The organism is Streptomyces sp. NPDC001902 (genome assembly GCF_042891295.1).
GTDB lineage: Bacteria > Actinomycetota > Actinomycetes > Streptomycetales > Streptomycetaceae > Actinacidiphila.
Genome location: NZ_JBIATA010000005.1, coordinates 131332 through 149047 on the forward strand (window position 1 = coordinate 131332; position 17716 = coordinate 149047).

Consider the following 17716-nt stretch of genomic DNA (forward strand, 5'->3'; position numbering starts at 1 on the left):
GCCGCGGCGTTTTGTCTCCGGGCGCGTTTTCGCAGGTAAGGCAGGCTTTCCTTGCTGGAAACGCAGGGAATTCGAGCGTACGGTCGAGGCGTTCGAGGGAGGGACGCGGGGATCGCCGCCCCGGGGGAAGGAGCAGATCGACCATGCCGTCAGCCATGGAGGACGAGCGGGTCGCGCCGTACCACGTGGCGCACCACACCCACCGGGACGTCAGCGGTGGCTGGCTTCGTCCGGCCGTGTTCGGGGCGATGGACGGCCTGGTGTCGAACCTCGCGCTCATGACCGGCGTCGCCGGCGGCAACGTCGCCCCCTCGACCATCGTGATCACCGGATTGGCCGGACTCGCGGCGGGCGCCTTCTCGATGGCCGCGGGCGAGTACACCTCCGTCGCCTCCCAGCGGGAGCTGGTCCAGGCGGAGCTGGACGTCGAACGGCTGGAACTGCGCCGCAACCCCACGGACGAGCTGCGCGAACTGGCCGCGCTGTACGTCGCCCGGGGCGTCGAGCCGGAGCTGGCCGAAGAGGTGGCCCGGCAGATGTCCAGGGACCCGGAGCAGGCCCTGGAGATCCACGCCCGCGAGGAGCTGGGCGTCGACCCGACCGACCTGCCGTCGCCGCTGGTGGCGGCCGGTTCCTCGTTCGTGTCCTTCGGCGTCGGCGCCCTGCTGCCGGTGCTCCCGTACCTGATCGGCGCAACGGTGGTCTGGCCCGCGGTGATCGTCGCGCTGATCGGTCTCTTCCTCTGCGGGGCGGCTGTGGCCCGTGTGACGGCGCGCAGCTGGTGGTTCAGCGGACTTCGGCAGCTCGTCTTGGGCGGAGCCGCCGCCGGGGTTACCTTCGTTCTGGGCGCGCTGTTCGGCACCGCCGTCGGCTGAGCCGGGTGACGGCCACAAGCCACTTGTTACCCGCTCGTTTCAGCGCGACCAACACAGGGCATCAGTCTGTGGCGCCGTGGGCAGTGTCGCCTGCGTCTCACGTGAGCGATGCTGGCCCATACTGCCTGCTCGTAGCGCTGCTTAGTCCACATGATGGAACTGGCTATCCACTTTTCGGCCATCCGGCCATCATGTAACCTGCACGAAATCGCAGAGGGCCAACGTCGTCCCTAGTGCGCATGTCATATGCCAGATGACGACGACGGGAGAGCCGATGCGTTCCGCGTCCACGCACCCCCAGACCGCCGGCTCCGGTTCCGGCCGGTGGTCCCACATGGACGGGCGTCCCGCCCCCCAGGGGATGTACGACCCCCGCAACGAGCACGACGCCTGCGGCGTCGGCTTCGTGGCCACCCTCACCGGCGAGGCGGACCACGCGCTCGTGGAGCAGGCACTGACCGTGCTGCGCAACCTGGAGCACCGCGGGGCCACCGGCTCCGAGCCGGACTCCGGCGACGGCGCGGGCATCCTGATGCAGGTCCCGGACGCGTTCCTGAGGGCGGTCGCCGGCTTCGAGCTGCCCGCCGCCGGCCGGTACGCGGTCGGCACGGCGTTCCTGCCCGTCGAGGACGAGGACCGCCGCAAGGCCGTCGAGTCCATCGAGCGGCTGGCCGCCGAGGAGGGCCTGACCGTCCTCGGCTGGCGCGAGGTGCCGATCGGCCCCGACGTCCTCGGCGCCACGGCGCGCTCGACGATGCCGTACTTCTCCCAGCTCTTCGTCTCGGACGCCGAGGACGCGCGGTCCGGGATCGACCTCGACCGCCCCGCCTTCGTGCTGCGCAAGCGCGCCGAGCGCGAGGCGGACGTCTACTTCCCGTCACTGTCGGCCCGGACGCTCGTCTACAAGGGCATGCTGACCACCGGCCAGCTGGAGCCCTTCTTCCCGGACCTGTCCGACGAGCGCACCGCCACCGCCATCGCCCTGGTGCACTCCCGCTTCTCCACCAACACCTTCCCCAGCTGGCCGCTGGCGCACCCGTACCGCTTCGTCGCCCACAACGGTGAGATCAACACCGTCAAGGGCAACCGCAACTGGATGCGCGCCCGCGAGTCGCAGCTCGCCTCGGGCCACTTCGGCGGCGACCTGGACCGGATCTTCCCGGTGTGCACGCCGGACGCCTCGGACACGGCGACCTTCGACGAGGTGCTGGAGCTGCTCCACCTCGGCGGCCGCTCGCTGCCCCACAGCGTGCTGATGATGATCCCCGAGGCGTGGGAGAACCACGACTCGATGGACCCGGCCCGGCGCGCCTTCTACCAGTACCACTCCACCCTGATCGAGCCCTGGGACGGCCCGGCCTGCGTCACCTTCACCGACGGTTCCGTCGTCGGCGCCGTCCTGGACCGCAACGGCCTGCGTCCGGGGCGCTACTGGGTCACCGACGACGGCCTGGTCGTGCTCGCCTCCGAGTCCGGCGTGCTGGACGACATCTCCCCGGACAAGGTGGTCCGCAAGGGCCGGCTGCAGCCCGGGAAGATGTTCCTGGTCGACACGGCCCGGCACCGGATCATCGAGGACGACGAGATCAAGGCCCAGCTCGCCGCCGAGCACCCCTACGCGGAGTGGCTGGAAGCCGGCCTGATCCACCTCAACGACCTGCCCGAGCGCGAGCACATCGTGCACACCCACGCCTCGGTCACCCGCCGCCAGCAGACCTTCGGGTACACCGAGGAGGAGCTGCGGATCATCCTGGCGCCGATGGCGAAGACCGGCGGTGAGCCGCTGGGCTCCATGGGCACCGACTCGCCGATCGCCGCGCTGTCCGAGCGGCCCCGGCTGCTCTTCGACTACTTCACCCAGCTGTTCGCGCAGGTCACCAACCCTCCGCTGGACGCCATCCGGGAGGAGCTGGTCACCTCGCTGATCAGCGCCGTCGGCCCGTCCGGCAACCTGCTGGAGCCGTCGCCGGCGTCCTGTCGCAACATCACCCTGCCCTTCCCGGTGATCGACAACGACGAGCTGGCCAAGCTCATCCACATCAACGCCGACGGCGACCTGCCGGGCCTGAAGGCCGCGACGCTGTCGGGCCTGTACCGGGTCTCCGGCGGCGGCGAGGCCCTGGCCGCGCGGCTCACCGAGATCTGCGCCGAGGCCGACGCCGCCATAGAGGACGGCGCCCGGCTGATCGTGCTCTCCGACCGGCACTCGGACGCCGAGCACGCGCCGATCCCGTCGCTGCTGCTCACCTCCGCCGTGCACCACCACCTCATCCGCACCAAGCAGCGCACCCAGGTGGGCCTGCTGGTCGAGGCCGGCGACGTCCGCGAGGTGCACCACGTCGCGCTGCTCATCGGCTACGGTGCCGCGGCGGTCAACCCCTACCTGGCGATGGAGTCGGTCGAGGACCTGCTGCGCGCGGGCACCTTCCTCCAGGGTCTGGAGCCCGAGGCGGCCATCAGGAACCTGATCAAGGCGCTGGGCAAGGGCGTGCTGAAGGTGATGTCCAAGATGGGCATCTCCACCGTCGCCTCCTACCGCGGCGCGCAGGTCTTCGAGGCCATCGGCCTGGACAACGACTTCGTCGACACCTACTTCCACGGCACCACGACCAAGCTCGGCGGCGCCGGCATCGACGTGGTCGCCAAGGAGGTCGCCGCCCGGCACGCCAAGGCCTACCCCGCCTCCGGCATCGCCCCGGCGCACCGCCGGCTGGAGATCGGCGGCGAGTACCAGTGGCGCCGCGAGGGCGAGCCGCACCTGTTCGACCCGGAGACGGTCTTCCGGCTGCAGCACGCCACCCGCTCGCGCCGTTACGACATCTTCAAGCAGTACACGGACCGGGTGAACGAGCAGTCCGAGCGCCTGATGACGCTCCGCGGCCTGTTCGCGTTCAAGGACGGCGAGCGCGCCCCGATCCCGGTCGACGAGGTCGAGCCGGTCTCCGAGATCGTCAAGCGCTTCTCCACCGGCGCCATGTCGTACGGCTCCATCTCGCGCGAGGCGCACGAGACGCTGGCCATCGCCATGAACCAGCTGGGCGGCAAGTCCAACACCGGCGAGGGCGGCGAGGACCCGGACCGCCTGTACGACCCGGCGCGCCGTTCCGCGATCAAGCAGGTCGCCTCCGGCCGCTTCGGCGTCACCTCGGAGTACCTGGTCAACGCGGACGACATCCAGATCAAGATGGCCCAGGGCGCCAAGCCCGGTGAGGGCGGCCAGCTGCCCGGCCACAAGGTCTACCCGTGGATCGGCAGGACCCGGCACAGCACCCCCGGTGTCGGCCTGATCTCGCCGCCGCCGCACCACGACATCTACTCCATCGAGGACCTGGCGCAGCTGATCCACGACCTCAAGAACGCCAACCCGCAGGCCCGCATCCACGTGAAGCTGGTCTCCGAGGTCGGCGTCGGCACGGTCGCGGCGGGCGTCTCCAAGGCCCACGCCGACGTGGTGCTGATCTCCGGCCACGACGGCGGCACCGGCGCCTCCCCGCTGACCTCGCTGAAGCACGCGGGCGGCCCCTGGGAGCTGGGCCTGGCCGAGACGCAGCAGACGCTGCTGCTCAACGGCCTGCGCGACCGCATCGTCGTCCAGACCGACGGCCAGCTGAAGACCGGCCGCGACGTCGTCATCGCCGCCCTGCTGGGCGCCGAGGAGTTCGGCTTCGCGACCGCCCCGCTGGTGGTCTCCGGCTGTGTGATGATGCGGGTGTGCCACCTGGACACCTGTCCGGTTGGCATCGCCACCCAGAACCCGGTGCTGCGCGACCGCTTCACCGGCAAGGCCGAGTACGTGGTGAACTTCTTCGAGTTCATCGCGCAGGAGGTCCGCGAGCTCCTGGCCGAGCTGGGCTTCCGCTCGATCGAGGAGGCCGTCGGCCACGCCGAGCTGATCGACACCACCGCGGCCGTCACCCACTGGAAGGCGCAGGGCATGGACCTCGCCCCGCTCTTCCACGTGCCCGAGCTGCCCGAGGGCGCGGCCCTGCACCGCACCATCGACCAGGACCACGGCCTGGGCAAGGCGCTCGACAACGAGCTCATCGCGCTCGCCAAGGACGCCCTCGACAACGGCGACCCGGTCCGCGCCCAGGTCGCGATCCGCAACGTCAACCGCACGGTCGGCACCATGCTCGGCCACGAGGTGACCAAGAAGTACGGCGGCGCCGGCCTGCCCGACGACACCGTCGACATCACCCTGACCGGCTCAGCGGGCCAGTCCTTCGGCGCCTTCCTCCCCAAGGGCATCACGCTCCGCCTGGAGGGCGACGCCAACGACTACGTCGGCAAGGGCCTGTCCGGCGGCCGGGTGATCGTCCGTCCCGACCGGGGTGCCGACCACCTGGCCGAGTACTCGACCATCGCCGGCAACACCATCGCGTACGGCGCCACCGGCGGTGAGCTCTTCCTGCGCGGCACCACCGGCGAGCGCTTCTGCGTCCGCAACTCCGGCGCCACCGTCGTGTCCGAGGGCGTGGGCGACCACGGCTGCGAGTACATGACCGGTGGCCGGGCACTGGTGCTCGGCCCGACCGGCCGCAACTTCGCGGCCGGCATGTCGGGCGGCATCGCGTACGTCCTCGACCTCGACCCGGACAACGTCAACACCGGCATGGTGAACGTCGAGGAGCTGGACGCCGACGACATCAAGTGGCTGCACGACGTGGTGCGCCGCCACCAGGAGGAGACGGGCTCCACCGTCGCCGAGAAGCTTTTCGCCGACTGGGGCCACACCCTCACCCGCTTCGGCAAGGTCATGCCGCGGGACTACAAGGCAGTGCTCGCCGCCAAGAACGCCGCCGAGCAAGCCGGGCTCTCCGAGTCCGAGACCGTCGCGAAGATGATGGAGGCGGCAAATGGCTGACCCGAAGGGCTTCCTCACCACGCCCCGCGAGACCGCTCCGACCCGTCCGGTCGAGGAGCGCAAGCAGGACTGGAACGAGGTCTACGTTCCCGGCGGCCTGCTGCCGATCATCACCAAGCAGGCCGGACGCTGCATGGACTGCGGCATCCCCTTCTGCCACAACGGCTGTCCGCTGGGGAACCTGATCCCCGAGTGGAACGACTACGCCTACCGTGAGGACTGGAAGGCCGCCAGCGAGCGCCTGCACGCGACCAACAACTTCCCGGAGTTCACCGGTCGCCTCTGCCCGGCCCCCTGCGAGTCCGCCTGTGTGCTCGGCATCAACCAGCCGGCGGTGACCATCAAGAACGTCGAGGTCACCATCATCGACAAGGCCTGGGACAGCGGGGACGTCACCCCGCAGCCCCCGGACCGGCTCTCCGGCAAGACCGTCGCCGTCATCGGCTCCGGCCCGGCGGGCCTGGCCGCCGCCCAGCAGCTGACCCGGGCCGGCCACACCGTCGCGGTGTACGAGCGGGCCGACCGCATCGGCGGTCTGCTGCGGTACGGCATCCCCGAGTTCAAGATGGAGAAGCGGCACATCAACCGCCGCATCGAACAGATGCGCGCGGAGGGCACCAAGTTCCGCACCGGTGTCGAGGTCGGCCGCGACATGCCGGGCAGCGCACTGCGCAAGCGGTACGACGCCGTGGTGATCGCCGCGGGCGCCACCCAGTGGCGCGACCTGCCCGCCGAGGGACGCGAACTCGGCGGCATCTACCAGGCGATGGAGTACCTGCCGCTGGCCAACAAGGTGCAGGAGGGCGACTTCGTCGCCCCGCCGATCACCGCCGAGGGCAAGCACGTGGTCGTCATCGGCGGTGGCGACACCGGCGCCGACTGCGTCGGCACCGCGCACCGCCAGGGCGCCCGCTCGGTCACCCAGCTGGAGATCATGCCCCGGCCGTCGGAGGACCGCCCGGCGCACCAGCCCTGGCCGACCATGCCGATGACGTACAAGGTCACCTCCGCCCACGAGGAGGGCGGCGAGCGGGTCTACGCCGTCAACACCATGAGGTTCGAGGGCGACGAGGACGGCAACGTCAAGGCGCTGCACCTGGTCGAGGTCGATTTCCAGGACGGGAAGTTCGTCCCGCAGCCCGGCACCGAGAAGGTGATCCCTGCCGAACTGGTCACCCTCGCCATGGGCTTCACCGGCACCGACCAGCGCAACGGCCTGGTCGAGCAGCTCGGCCTGGAGCTCGACGCCCGCGGCAACATCGCCCGCGACAAGGACTTCACCACCAACGTGGACGGTGTCTTCGTCGCCGGTGACGCGGGCCGCGGCCAGTCGTTGATCGTGTGGGCCATCGCCGAGGGCCGTTCCGCGGCCCGCGCGGTGGACCACTACCTCACCGGCGCGAGCATCCTGCCGGCCCCGATCCGTCCCACGGATCGCCCGCTGACGGTCTGACCCTCCGTCACACCTGAGACGTCCCGTACAAGGGCGTACGGAACGGAACGCGGCGCCTGCCCTCACCCGACCGGGGGCAGGTGTCGCACTGCCATGTCGTGGAACTCCACCCGGGCGTCCTCGGTGTAGGCGCCCACGCGGCCCCCGGTGTAGGGGCGTTCGGCGTCCGCGAACGAGGTCAGGAAGCGCCCGTCGACCGTGATCGTGAGCGTGGCGCCGCGCTGCTCCACCTCGATCCGGTACCAGCGCCCGGTGGGGAACGGCGCCGGTCCGGTGGCCAGGAAGCGCTGGCCGCCCGGGTACGCCGGGTCGCGCTTGCCCAGCTCCCAGCCGTTCGGCTTGAGGGCGAGGTAGTAGAAGTGCTCCGGGTCGCGGTACGCCCAGACCAGCCACGGCACTTCCCACGGGTTGGGCCGGGGGGTGCGCAGCTGACGGAGCGTCCGCGTCCGCGCCCCGTAGGCCATGTCCCCGTACTCCTCGGTGGAGACCACCAGGCCCGCGTGCGTGACGTCCGGGCGGTCGGCCACGCCCGGCGAGAGCAGCAGCGACGTGGCGTCCCCGCGGTTGTCGCCGTAGCCGTCGTACACCGATAGCCAGGGCCCGTGCACCGTGCCGTCCGTCCAGCCGGGCCCGGCGCCGCCGCGCCCCTGGCACGCGTACACCACGCCGCCCACCACCAGCAGCAGGGCGAGCACCAGCCCGGCGGACCGCGGGCCCCTCCGCCGCGGTGGGCGGAGGGGCCGGAGCACGGAGGACCTCAGGACGGTGGTCATGCCGCGGGGGAGGGCTCCGGGGCACGGGGCGGCGGGACCGCGGAGGAGAGCGTGGTGGGCACGTCCTCGCCGAAGTCCTCGGCGAGCTGGGCGAGCACGCGTTCTGCCGCCCGTCCGTCGCCGAAGGGATTGCCCGCGGTCGCCATGCGGTGGTACTCCGCCGGGTCGTCCAGCAGCCGGCCCGCGGCCGTCAGGATCGCCTCGGGGTCGGTGCCGATCAGCCGGGCCGCGCCCGCCTCCACGGCCTCCGGCCGCTCGGTGGTGGTACGGAGCACCAGCGCGGGCTTGCCGAGGCTGGGCGCCTCCTCCTGGATGCCGCCGGAGTCGGTGAGGACCAGCTCGCAGTCGGCGAGGGTCGCCGCGAAGTCGGGGTAGCCCAGCGGTTCGACGACGTGCACGGCGTGGTGGCCGGTCAGTTCGGGCAGCAGGGTCTCGCGCACGGCCGGGCTCTTGTGCAGCGGCAGCAGGATCTCCACGTCCCCGCGCTGGCCGAGCCGGCGCAGCGCGCGGCCCATGGCGCGCATCCGCTCCCCCTGGTTCTCCCGGCGGTGCAGGGTGAGCAGCACCCGGCGGCGGCCGCTGCCCGGGAAGGCGCTGCGGCCGACGCCCTCGCCGAGCACCCACAGCAGGTTGTCGATGACCGTGTTGCCGGTGGTGAACACCTGGGTGTCGGGGGTGCCCTCGGCGAGCAGGTGGGCGGCGGCCCGCGGGGTGGGGGCGAAGTGCCAGCGGGCGATCCGCCCGATCAGCCGGCGGTTGAGCTCCTCGGGGAACGGGTTGTCGAGGACGCCGGTGCGCAGACCCGCCTCGACGTGGGCGACGGGGACGCGTTCGTAGAAGGCGGCCAGCGCCCCGGCCAGCGCGGTCGTGGTGTCGCCCTGGACGATCACCAGGTCCGGACGGTCCTTCCTGATGACCTCGCCCAGTCCCTCCACCAGACGGGCCGTCAGCTCCGAGAGCTGCTGGCGCTCGCGCATCACGTCGAGCCCGGCCCTGGCCGGCACCTGCAGCAGCTCCAGCATCTGGTGGAGCATCTCGCGGTGCTGTCCGGTGGTGACCACGATCGGCTCGAACAGCTCCGAGGCCGCCATCGCCCGGGCCACGGGGGCCAGTTTGATCACCTCCGGCCGGGTGCCGAGGACGAGCATCGCGCGGATCGTTTGCGTCGTTCCGGGCGATTCGGATGGGTGAGCGGACATGGTTCCCCCCTGGGACGGTGGTGCAGGTGATCGGGACGAGAAGGAGTACGGGCCGTCAGGTGCGCGCGGTCTTCAGCCAGGTGTGCTTGCCGGTGAGCATCCGCCACAGGCCCCACCAGCCGGCGGCGAACCAGATGTAGCCGTAGAGGATGAAGGCGTGCGCCACCAGGACGGAGCGCACCAGCCCGAGCGTGCGCTCGCGCTTGGCGTAGACGAAGCCGTAGACGTAGGCCGCGGTGAAGGAGAGCAGGTACGGGCCGAGCAGCCACATCGGCGAGACCAGCGGCCGGCCCTCCTGGAACGAGGCGGTGACGGTGCCGCCGACGGCGACCAGGAAGGACAGCGGCAGCAGCGAGGTGAGCAGGATCAGCACCGGGCTGGACAGGTGGTAGAGCAGGTCCAGGGCCGGGCGGGTGGCGACCTCGCGCAGGATCAGCGGCACCAGGCCGGCGGACTGCAGGTGGCCCTGGAACCACCGCGAGCGCTGCCGCACCAGCCGTCGTACGTCGAGCACGGCCTGCTGGGAGACGGCGGCGGTGGTGCAGTACTGGTTGCGCCAGCCGCGCGCGATCAGCCGGACCCCGAGGTCGAGGTCCTCGGTCAGGCTGTCGCTCCAGGGGCCGTCGCCGCCGAGCGTGTCGAGCGCGGACAGCCGCATGAACTGCCCGTTGCCGCCCATGCCGACGCTGCCCAGGAAGCGCCGGGCGCTCTGGAAGACGTCGCCGTAGACGACGAACTCCATGTCCTGCAGCCGGGCCAGCAGCCCCAGGTGCCGGTTGTACATGCGGACGCCGATCTGGACGGCGCCGGTGGCCGGGTCGTCGAAGTACGGGTCGACGGCCTGGATGGTGTGCGGGTCGAGCCGGCCGTCGGCGTCGACGACGCAGATGATGACGTCCTCGGGGGCGCGGTGGCCGAGCAGCCCGGCGGCCCGCAGGTGGCGCACGCCCGCGTTGAGCGCCGCGCCCTTGCCGCGCCGGGCGTCGGGGAGCCGGCGCCGGTAGAGCCAGACCCGCGAGCTGTCGGCGGCCCGGGCGACCTCGGACGTACGGTCGTCGGAGGCGTCGTCGATGACCAGTGCCACGAAGCTGTCGGCGGGCAGTGAGGTGATCCGGGCCAGGCTCTCGGCGAGGACCTTCTCCTCGTTGAGGCAGGCGAGCAGGAAGACGTAGAAGCGCTGCCGTCCCGGCTGGCGTACCCGGCGGATGTGGCGCCGGGAGAGCAGGAACAGCGTGGTGTTGTAGGTCCCGGCCAGCACGATCAGCGCGGTCGCGGCCCACAACGCGAACTGGCCGGTCATGACCGGCCGCCGGCGGGCCGGCCGGCCGCCGCACGGGCCGAGGGACGGCGGAGCCAGAGTCTCGCCGCCATCAGACCGAATGCGATCAGGCAATACAGCAGGAAGCCCATTCCTGCCGCTATTTGTAAACCCCTGGCGAACGGAATGCCAGGAACAGCCCTCGAAGCCGTGGCCATACCGGCCAGCGGCAGCATTGTGCCCAGTGCGGGCCTTCCGTACATGAGTGAGTCCCCCCAATGCGTTCCGGCGCGAAAGGCGGTCCGGAACTCCAGGGCAGGAAGTTAGCAGATACTTTTTGATGATCATCGCCTGATAGGTGGTGCGTGGGGTTGCGCGCGGGGCGTGCGGCGGTATCGCCGCAGCTCCGGGGTGTGCACCGAAAGGGGGATTCACCCTTCCGGGGGCATTGGGTTTCCATGCCGGAATGAAAATCGAACGAGAGGCGAATCCGATGATCGTGTTGACATCGGGCATTGCCGCTCTGAACAATCGGCGACCTGTTCTGAACCGGTGCAATGGGGGGAAACATGCAATCCCGCATCAGGAGGCCCGGGAAGTCCCGGGTCTCCGTCATCGTCATGCTCATCACGGCCCTCCTGGGGGTCGCATTCCTGTCCGCCCCGGCGGGCGGTGCCGCAGGGCACGGCTCCGCCGGCAAGGGCGACCACCGCCACCGCGGCGAGCTCCTGGGCGGCCGCGCCGGCCTCGGCAAGGTCGACTTCACGGGCTGGGCCGCGGCCCAGCGTGCCGCCGACCGGGAGCGGCGCGCCAAGGGCCCGGTCCGCGGCGGCGGCCGGCCGCCACGGGTCGGCCGCGACCTGACCGGCGCACGCGCCCCGCTGGCCGCCGCACCCGCGAGGGCGGCTGCGGCCGCCGCCGGCACCACCGCGCTCGTGCTGTACGACACCGCCGGCCCCTACGGGCACCTCGGCGAGCTCTACGCCATGGCCACCGCCAACCTCGCCGGCCACTTCGGGACCGTGACCGCCAAGCCCGTCTCGCAGTACACCGCGGGCATGGTCAACCAGTACACGGCCACCTTCTACATCGGCTCCACCTACTACGGCGGGAGCGTCCCCGACGCCGTCCCCGCCGCCTTCTACCAGGACGTGGTCACCACCACGCGTCCGGTGACCTGGCTCGCGGACAACATCTGGTCGCTGGCGAACGCGACCGGGGTCGCGCAGTTCCAGACCAAGTACGGCTGGGACCCCACCGCGTCGTACTTCGAGGCGAACGGCAGCGTCGGCACCGTCACGCAGGTGACGTACAGGAACCAGGACCTCACCCGGAAGATCCCGGCCGGTCAGGACGGCGGCGTGCTGCGCCCCGCCATCTCGTCGGGGCCCGGCTACCCGGCGGTGACGCAGCTGGCCACCGCGCGCGACACCGGCACCGGCACCGACTTCCCGTGGGCCGTGCGATCGGGCAACCTCACGTACGTCGGTGAGATCCCCTTCGCCTACGTCTCCGAGAGCGACCGGATCATCGCCTTCGAGGACCTGCTCTTCGACTCCCTCGCCCCCGCCACCGCCGAGCGGCATCGGGCCATGATGCGGCTGGAGGACATCAGCCCCAACTCCGACCCCGCGCAGCTGCGGGCCATCGCCGACTACCTCGCCGCGGAGCAGATCCCCTACGGCATCAACGTCATCCCCGTCTACACGGATCCCAAGGGCACCTACAACAACGGCCGGCCGCAGACCGTCACCCTGGCGCAGCGTCCCGAACTGGTCACCACCCTGAAGTACATGCTCCAGCATGGTGCCGTGCTGATGAACCACGGCTACACCCACCAGTACGGGAACACCGCCAACCCCTACAACGGCGTCACCGGCGACGACTTCGAGTTCTACCGGGCCCACGTCGACGCCTCCGACAACGTGGTCTACGACGGCCCGGTCGCCGGGGACTCCGCCCTGTGGGCGCAGACCCGGGTCACCCTGGGCCTGGCCCAGTTCGCCCTCGCGGGACTGCCGGTGCCCAAGCTGTGGACCACCCCGCACTACGCGGCCTCCGCCACCGACTACAAGGTCTTCGCCCAGAACTACACCGCGCGCCTGGAGCGTTCGCTGTACTTCTCGGGCACCCTCGGCGGCAGCACGGCCGACCCCAACCGCTTCATCGGGCAGTTCTTCCCGTACGTCGTGAAGGACGTGTACGGCACCACCGTGCTCCCCGAGAACATCGGCAACTACGAGCCCGAGGCCTACAACAACCACCCGGCGCGCCTGCCGGCCGACCTGATCGCCTCGGCCAAGGCGAACCTCGCCGTCCGCGACGGCTTCGCCAGCTTCTTCTACCACCCCTACTACCCGGTCCAGCCGCTCAAGGAGACGGTCGAGGGCATCCGCGCCCTCGGCTACACCTTCGTCAGCCCCGCGACCGCCGCGTGACCCTGCTCCGGAGGACCGCCGCCGCGACCGTCGCGGCGGCGGTCCTCGCCCTCACCGCCGGCTGCACCACCGTCGGCGCCCGGCCCGCGGACCGCCCGGACGACCGGCCGTACGAGCGCCCCGGGGCCGGTGCGGGCGACCGTGTCCGCGGCATCGCGCTGCCCTCCTGGGCCGCGGACGACTACGACAGCCCCGCCGTCGGGCGCTACCTGCGCGGCATCGCCGCCACCGGCGCGCGCTGGGTGTCCTTCACCCCCACCTGGTACCAGTCCGGCGTCCACGGGACCTCGATGCGCACCACCGAGGAGACCGCGAGCGACGCGAGCCTGCGGCGGATCGTCCGCGAGGCCCATGCCGCCGGCCTGAAGGTGCTGCTCAAGCCGCACGTCGACCTGACCGGCGGCGGCGACCGGGCCGGCATCACGCCCACCGACCCCGATGCCTGGTTCACCGCCTACGCGCGCTTCATCACCCACTACGCGGAGCTGGCGGGCGGGCTCGGCGTCGAGCAGTTCTCCGTGGGCACCGAACTGGCCGGCACCTCGCGGGACGGCGGGCGCTGGCGGGCGGTGATCCGCGCCGTCCGGGACGCCTACGACGGTCCGCTGGTCTACGCCGCCAACTACGACGAGTACGAGCACGTCCCCTTCTGGGACGCCCTCGACCTGATCGGGGTCGACGCCTACTGGCCGCTGGCCGAGCGCCCCACCGCCGACGTCGGCCGGCTGCGCGCCGCCTGGCGGCCCGTCATCCGGGAGCTGGCCGGCTACTCCGCCCGGCACCACCGCCGCGTGCTGTTCACCGAGGCCGGCTACGTCAGCCAGCGCGGGACGACCACGGCCCCGTACTCCTGGACCGTCAGCCGGCAACCGGCGGAGGCCGAGCAGGCGGCCGCGTACCAGGCGTTGCTCGCCGCCCTGGACGGGGAGCGCTGGTGGGCCGGGGTGTGCTGGTGGATGTGGGACGACTGGCCGGACAGCGGGGAGACCCCGGCCCGGCTCGCGTACAGCCCGCGCGGCAAACCCGCGGAGGAGGTGCTGCGCCGCTGGTGGCGCACATGAGCGTGACAATTCAGGCGAAACGCTGACATTGTGTCGTCATGACGGCTCTCGCACCCGGCGCAACCGAGGACACGACGGACTTCGCCGACGCCGACCGGGGATTCCTCGGTGCCCTGACCCCCGGCCGCGTCACCGACGGCGACGGCCGGGTGGTCTGGGACGGCGACGCGTACTCCTTCCTGCAGGGCCCGTGCCCCGACACGGCGCACCCCGGCCTGTGGCGGCAGAGCCGGCTCGCCTCCCGGCAGGGGCTGTTCGAGGTCGTCGAGGGGATCTACCAGGTACGCGGCCTGGACCTGTCGAACATGACCCTCGTCGAGGGGGACCGCGGGGTCGTCGTCATCGACCCCCTCCGCTCCGCCGAGTGCGCCGCCGCCGCCCTCGCCCTCTACCGCGAACACCGCGGGGACCGGCCCGTCACCGCCCTCATCTACAGCCACTCGCACGTCGACCACTTCGGCGGCGCCCGCGGTGTCCTGCCGCACGGTCACGACCCGGTGCCCGTCCTGGCCCCGGCCGGCTTCCTGGAGCACGCCGCCGGCGAGAGCGTCGACGCCGGGGTCGCGATGACCCGCCGCGCCGTCTACATGTACGGCTCCGAACTGCCCAAGGGCCCGGCCGGGCAGATCGGCTGCGGCCTCGGCCAGACCGCTTCCACCGGAACCGTCACCCTGATCCCGCCCACCGTCCTGGTCACCCGCACCGGCCAGGACGAGACGATCGACGGGGTCCGGATCATCTTCCAGCTCACCCCGGGGGCCGAGGCGCCCGCCGAGATGAACTTCCACTTCCCCGCCAAGCGGGTGCTGTGCATGGCGGAGAACGCCACCCACACCATGCACAACGTCCTCACCCTGCGCGGCGCGCAGGTCCGCGACGCCCGGCTGTGGGCGCACTACCTCAACGAGGCCCTCGTCCTGTTCGGCAACGCCTCCGACGTCGTCATCGCCTCCCACCACTGGCCGACCTGGAGCCGCGAGGGCATCCACCGGCTGCTGTCGCACCAGCGCGACCTCTACGCCTACCTCCACGACCAGACCCTGCGGCTGATCAACCGGGGCCTCACCGGCAGCGAGATCGCCGAGGAGCTGACCCTGCCCCCGGCCCTGGAACGGATCAACTCCAACCGCGGCTACTACGGCTCCCTCAGCCACAACGTGAAGGCGGTCTACCAGCGCTACATGGGCTGGTTCGACGGCAACCCGGCCCACCTGTGGCAGCACCCTCCGGCGGAGGAGGCACGTCGCTACGTGGACTGCCTCGGCGGCACCGACGCCACCGTGGCCAAGGCCAGGGAGTACGCCGAGGCCGGCGACCTGCGCTTCGCCGTCACCCTGCTGGGCCACGCCGTCTTCGCCGACCCCGGGCACGCCGCCGCGGCCGAGGAACTGGCCCTGCTCTACGAGCGGCTGGGGCACGGCTGCGAGAACGGTCCCTGGCGCAACTTCTACCTGATGGGCGCCCAGGAACTGCGGCAGGGGGTGACCCGGACCCCCGTCGTGATCGCGAACCCGGAGCTGATGGCCGCCCTGACCGTCGACCAGCTCATCGACTCCCTCGCCATCCGCGTCAACGGCCCCAAGGCCTGGGACGTCCACCTGACCATCGACTGGCGCCTCACCGACGAGCACCGCACCTGGCACCTGACCCTCTCCAACGGCGCCCTCACCTACTTCTCCACCCAGGACGGGCGCCCCGCCGTCCGGCACGCCGACCTGACGCTCACCCTCAGCCGGCCCGAGCTGCACCGGCTCCTCGCGGGCGGCCGCTTCGAGGGCGTCGACCACGAGGGGGACCTGAAGGTGGTCGCGACCCTGGTCGGACTGCTGGACGCCGCCGACCAGGACTTCCCGATCGTCACCCCGTGAGGATCCCCCCGCGCGCGCCCGGCACCGTGGTCCACCACCGCACCGTCGAGGCGAACGGGATCCGGCTGCACATCGCCGAGCAGGGCGAGGGCCCGCTCGTCCTGCTGCTGCACGGCTTCCCCGAGTGCTGGTACTCCTGGCGCCACCAGTTCGCGCCGCTCGCCGCCGCCGGCTACCGGGTGGTCGCCCCCGACCAGCGCGGCTACGGCCGCAGCGAGCGGCCCGGCGCCGTCGACGCGTACACCGTCCTCGACCTCGTCGGCGACGTCGTCGGGCTCGTGCACGCCCTCGGCGAGAGCCGGGCCGTCGTGTTCGGGCACGACTGGGGCGCCCCCGTCGCCTGGCACACCGCGCTGCTGCGGCCCGATCTCGTCCGCGCCGTGGCGGGCCTCAGCGTCCCGCCGACCTTGCGCAGCGGCGACACGCCGCCGCTGCGGTCCATGCGCGAGCTGTACGACGGGCGGTTCTACTGGAACTACTTCGAGCGGCCCGGTGTCGCCGACGCCGAGTTCGCCGCCGACCCGCGGACGACCTTCCGTCGTTTCCTGTACGGAGCGTCCGGCGACAACCCCGCCAACGACCCGGTCCCGGCCCAGCCCCTGGTCCCGCCCGGCGGCGGCTTCCTCGACCTCGTCGAGGAGCCCGAGGAACTCCCGGACTGGCTCACCGAAGAGGACCTCGACGCCTTCGCCGCCGAGTACGCCGAGGCCGGCTTCACCGGCGGGCTCAACTGGTACCGCAACCTCGACCGCAACTGGCGGCTGACCGCGCCCTGGGCCGGTGCCGCCCTCCAGGTCCCCGGCCTCTACGTCACCGGCGACCGCGACCTCGTCCACGGCTTCCCGGGGATGTCCGAGCTGCTCCCGGTGCTGCGGGAGCTCCACCCCACGCTGCGCGAACCGGTGGTGCTGCCCGGCTGCGGCCACTGGACACAGCAGGAGCGCCCGGCGCAGGTCAACGCCGTGCTGCTGGACTTCCTGCGGGAGGTCGCGCCGCCCACCGGCTGATCACGTGTCGCACTCCAGAACGGTGCGGCACAGCCCGCACCGTGCCTTCACCCGGCCGCGCACGGGCACCCGGATCCGCTGGTGGCACGTGGGGCAGGAGAAGGAGACTCGCTGGGGGCCGGCGCCCTCGAAGGCGTAGCCGGCCGCCGGGTACGCCCCGCCGCGGCGCCGGTCGTGGGCGTACCGGCGGCGGCCCGCCCAGCCGCAGCCGACCATCGGCGGATGGCGCAGATCGGACTCGGCGAGCCGCAGCCCGGTCCGGTAGGCCTCCTGGGCCCTCGGGCTGGTGAGCCACGGCTCGATGTCGTCGCCGAAGGCCTGCGCCCGCTTGGCCAGGACGTAGCCGAACTCCTCCGGGGTGAGGTAGCCCAGCTTGGACGCGGCCGTGGTCAGCCGCTCCCCGAGCAGCGCCGGCTCCTCCCGGTAGGAGTCCAGCAGCAGCCAGCCCGCGCCCAGGTAGGTCGTGGCGGTGTCGGTGAGGATCTCGTTGTCCCGCACCCCGGGGTACTCCAGGCCGAGCCGGTGCAGGTAGACGTGCATGACCTCGTGCGCCAGCACCGCCCCCACGTCGCGCCGGTCGTCCCGGAAGCGCGCGTGCAGCTCCACGAAGTACTCGGGCCCGGCGGCCAGTTCCACGTTGCCCGCGTGCACCATGTCCCGGAAGCTGACCACCATGCGGGCCTCCGGCAGCCGGAAGTGCTGCACGATGGCCCGGGCCACCCGCTGGGCGCCCAGATGGAGGTCCTCCTCCGCGGGGAACGCCACGGCTTCCGGGCGCACGCTCGCGGGGAAGCGGCTCACCGTGTCGTACGACAGCCGCCGGTACAGCGCGGTGAGGGCGGCCCGGACCTTCTCCAGGTGCGGGAAGCCGTGTTCGATCGGGCTGGACGACGGCTCGGTCACGGCGCCTCCCCGGGCGG

11 protein-coding genes are annotated in these 17716 nt (G+C 71.8%); 7 read left to right on the plus strand and 4 right to left on the minus strand.

Annotated features, from left to right (window positions below; genetic code table 11):
- The first annotated feature begins 155 nt into the window (after nucleotides 1-155).
- The 3 genes from ACFYYN_RS11540 (at nucleotide 156) to ACFYYN_RS11550 (ending at nucleotide 7192) form a co-directional block, all read left to right on the plus strand.
- Nucleotides 156-875 (plus strand): VIT1/CCC1 transporter family protein, encoded by a 720-nt coding sequence (locus ACFYYN_RS11540; protein WP_500330587.1) that lies wholly within the window; start codon nucleotides 156-158, stop codon nucleotides 873-875.
- A gap of 274 nt (nucleotides 876-1149) precedes the next feature.
- On the plus strand, nucleotides 1150-5739 hold the full coding sequence (gltB, locus tag ACFYYN_RS11545) for a glutamate synthase large subunit (protein ID WP_500545719.1): 4590 nt from the start codon (nucleotides 1150-1152) through the stop codon (nucleotides 5737-5739).
- The gene (locus tag ACFYYN_RS11550; RefSeq protein ID WP_500545572.1) at nucleotides 5732-7192 is read left to right on the plus strand and encodes a glutamate synthase subunit beta; all 1461 of its coding nucleotides are present in this window, start codon (nucleotides 5732-5734) and stop codon (nucleotides 7190-7192) included. Before gltB ends, ACFYYN_RS11550 begins: the two co-directional genes overlap by 8 nt.
- 62 nt (nucleotides 7193-7254) lie before the next feature.
- Here the strand turns inward: ACFYYN_RS11550 and ACFYYN_RS11555 are convergent, their stop codons facing one another.
- From ACFYYN_RS11555 to ACFYYN_RS11565, 3 genes are all read right to left on the minus strand, one after another.
- Nucleotides 7255-7965: a calcium-binding protein gene (locus tag ACFYYN_RS11555; RefSeq protein ID WP_500545573.1), complete on the minus strand. Its 711-nt coding sequence runs from the start codon at nucleotides 7963-7965 to the stop codon at nucleotides 7255-7257.
- Nucleotides 7962-9113 (minus strand): non-hydrolyzing UDP-N-acetylglucosamine 2-epimerase, encoded by a 1152-nt coding sequence (gene wecB / locus ACFYYN_RS11560; protein ID WP_500545574.1) that lies wholly within the window; start codon nucleotides 9111-9113, stop codon nucleotides 7962-7964. The genes ACFYYN_RS11555 and wecB overlap by 4 nt, the downstream gene beginning before the upstream one ends.
- A gap of 106 nt (nucleotides 9114-9219) precedes the next feature.
- Nucleotides 9220-10464: a glycosyltransferase family 2 protein gene (locus ACFYYN_RS11565; protein WP_500545575.1), complete on the minus strand. Its 1245-nt coding sequence runs from the start codon at nucleotides 10462-10464 to the stop codon at nucleotides 9220-9222.
- Nucleotides 10465-10991: 527 nt separating this feature from the next.
- On the opposite strand from ACFYYN_RS11565, the gene ACFYYN_RS11570 reads away from it, so the two are divergent.
- The 4 genes from ACFYYN_RS11570 to ACFYYN_RS11585 are packed head-to-tail and all read left to right on the plus strand — an operon-like array spanning nucleotide 10992 to nucleotide 16796.
- Nucleotides 10992-12860 carry a DUF2334 domain-containing protein gene (locus tag ACFYYN_RS11570; protein ID WP_500545577.1) on the plus strand — a complete coding sequence of 623 codons (1869 nt, stop codon included), beginning with the start codon at nucleotides 10992-10994 and terminating at the stop codon, nucleotides 12858-12860.
- Nucleotides 12857-13921, plus strand: a complete 1065-nt coding sequence (locus ACFYYN_RS11575) for a glycoside hydrolase family 113 (protein ID WP_500545578.1) — start codon at nucleotides 12857-12859, stop codon at nucleotides 13919-13921. The genes ACFYYN_RS11570 and ACFYYN_RS11575 overlap by 4 nt, the downstream gene beginning before the upstream one ends.
- Before the next feature lie 38 nt (nucleotides 13922-13959).
- The gene (locus ACFYYN_RS11580; protein ID WP_500545579.1) at nucleotides 13960-15789 is read left to right on the plus strand and encodes an alkyl/aryl-sulfatase; all 1830 of its coding nucleotides are present in this window, start codon (nucleotides 13960-13962) and stop codon (nucleotides 15787-15789) included.
- A 26-nt stretch (nucleotides 15790-15815) separates the two neighbouring features.
- Entirely contained in the window at nucleotides 15816-16796 is a 981-nt protein-coding gene (locus ACFYYN_RS11585) for an alpha/beta fold hydrolase (protein ID WP_500545720.1), read from the plus strand.
- On the opposite strand, the gene ACFYYN_RS11590 is transcribed toward ACFYYN_RS11585, so the two are convergent.
- Complete coding sequence (locus ACFYYN_RS11590; RefSeq protein WP_500331932.1) at nucleotides 16797-17699, minus strand: hypothetical protein; 903 nt, start codon at nucleotides 17697-17699, stop codon at nucleotides 16797-16799.
- Nucleotides 17700-17716: the final 17 nt, after the last annotated feature.

Coding starts and splice junctions, on each gene's coding strand:
- ACFYYN_RS11570 (WP_500545577.1), top strand. CDS start 10,992: ATGCAATCCCGCATCAGGAGGCCCGGGAAGTCCCGGGTCTCCGTCATC.
- ACFYYN_RS11550 (WP_500545572.1), top strand. CDS start 5,732: ATGGCTGACCCGAAGGGCTTCCTCACCACGCCCCGCGAGACCGCTCCG.
- ACFYYN_RS11565 (WP_500545575.1), bottom strand. CDS start 10,464: ATGACCGGCCAGTTCGCGTTGTGGGCCGCGACCGCGCTGATCGTGCTG.
- ACFYYN_RS11580 (WP_500545579.1), top strand. CDS start 13,960: ATGACGGCTCTCGCACCCGGCGCAACCGAGGACACGACGGACTTCGCC.
- wecB (WP_500545574.1), bottom strand. CDS start 9,113: ATGCTCGTCCTCGGCACCCGGCCGGAGGTGATCAAACTGGCCCCCGTG.
- ACFYYN_RS11555 (WP_500545573.1), bottom strand. CDS start 7,965: ATGACCACCGTCCTGAGGTCCTCCGTGCTCCGGCCCCTCCGCCCACCG.
- ACFYYN_RS11540 (WP_500330587.1), top strand. CDS start 156: ATGGAGGACGAGCGGGTCGCGCCGTACCACGTGGCGCACCACACCCAC.
- gltB (WP_500545719.1), top strand. CDS start 1,150: ATGCGTTCCGCGTCCACGCACCCCCAGACCGCCGGCTCCGGTTCCGGC.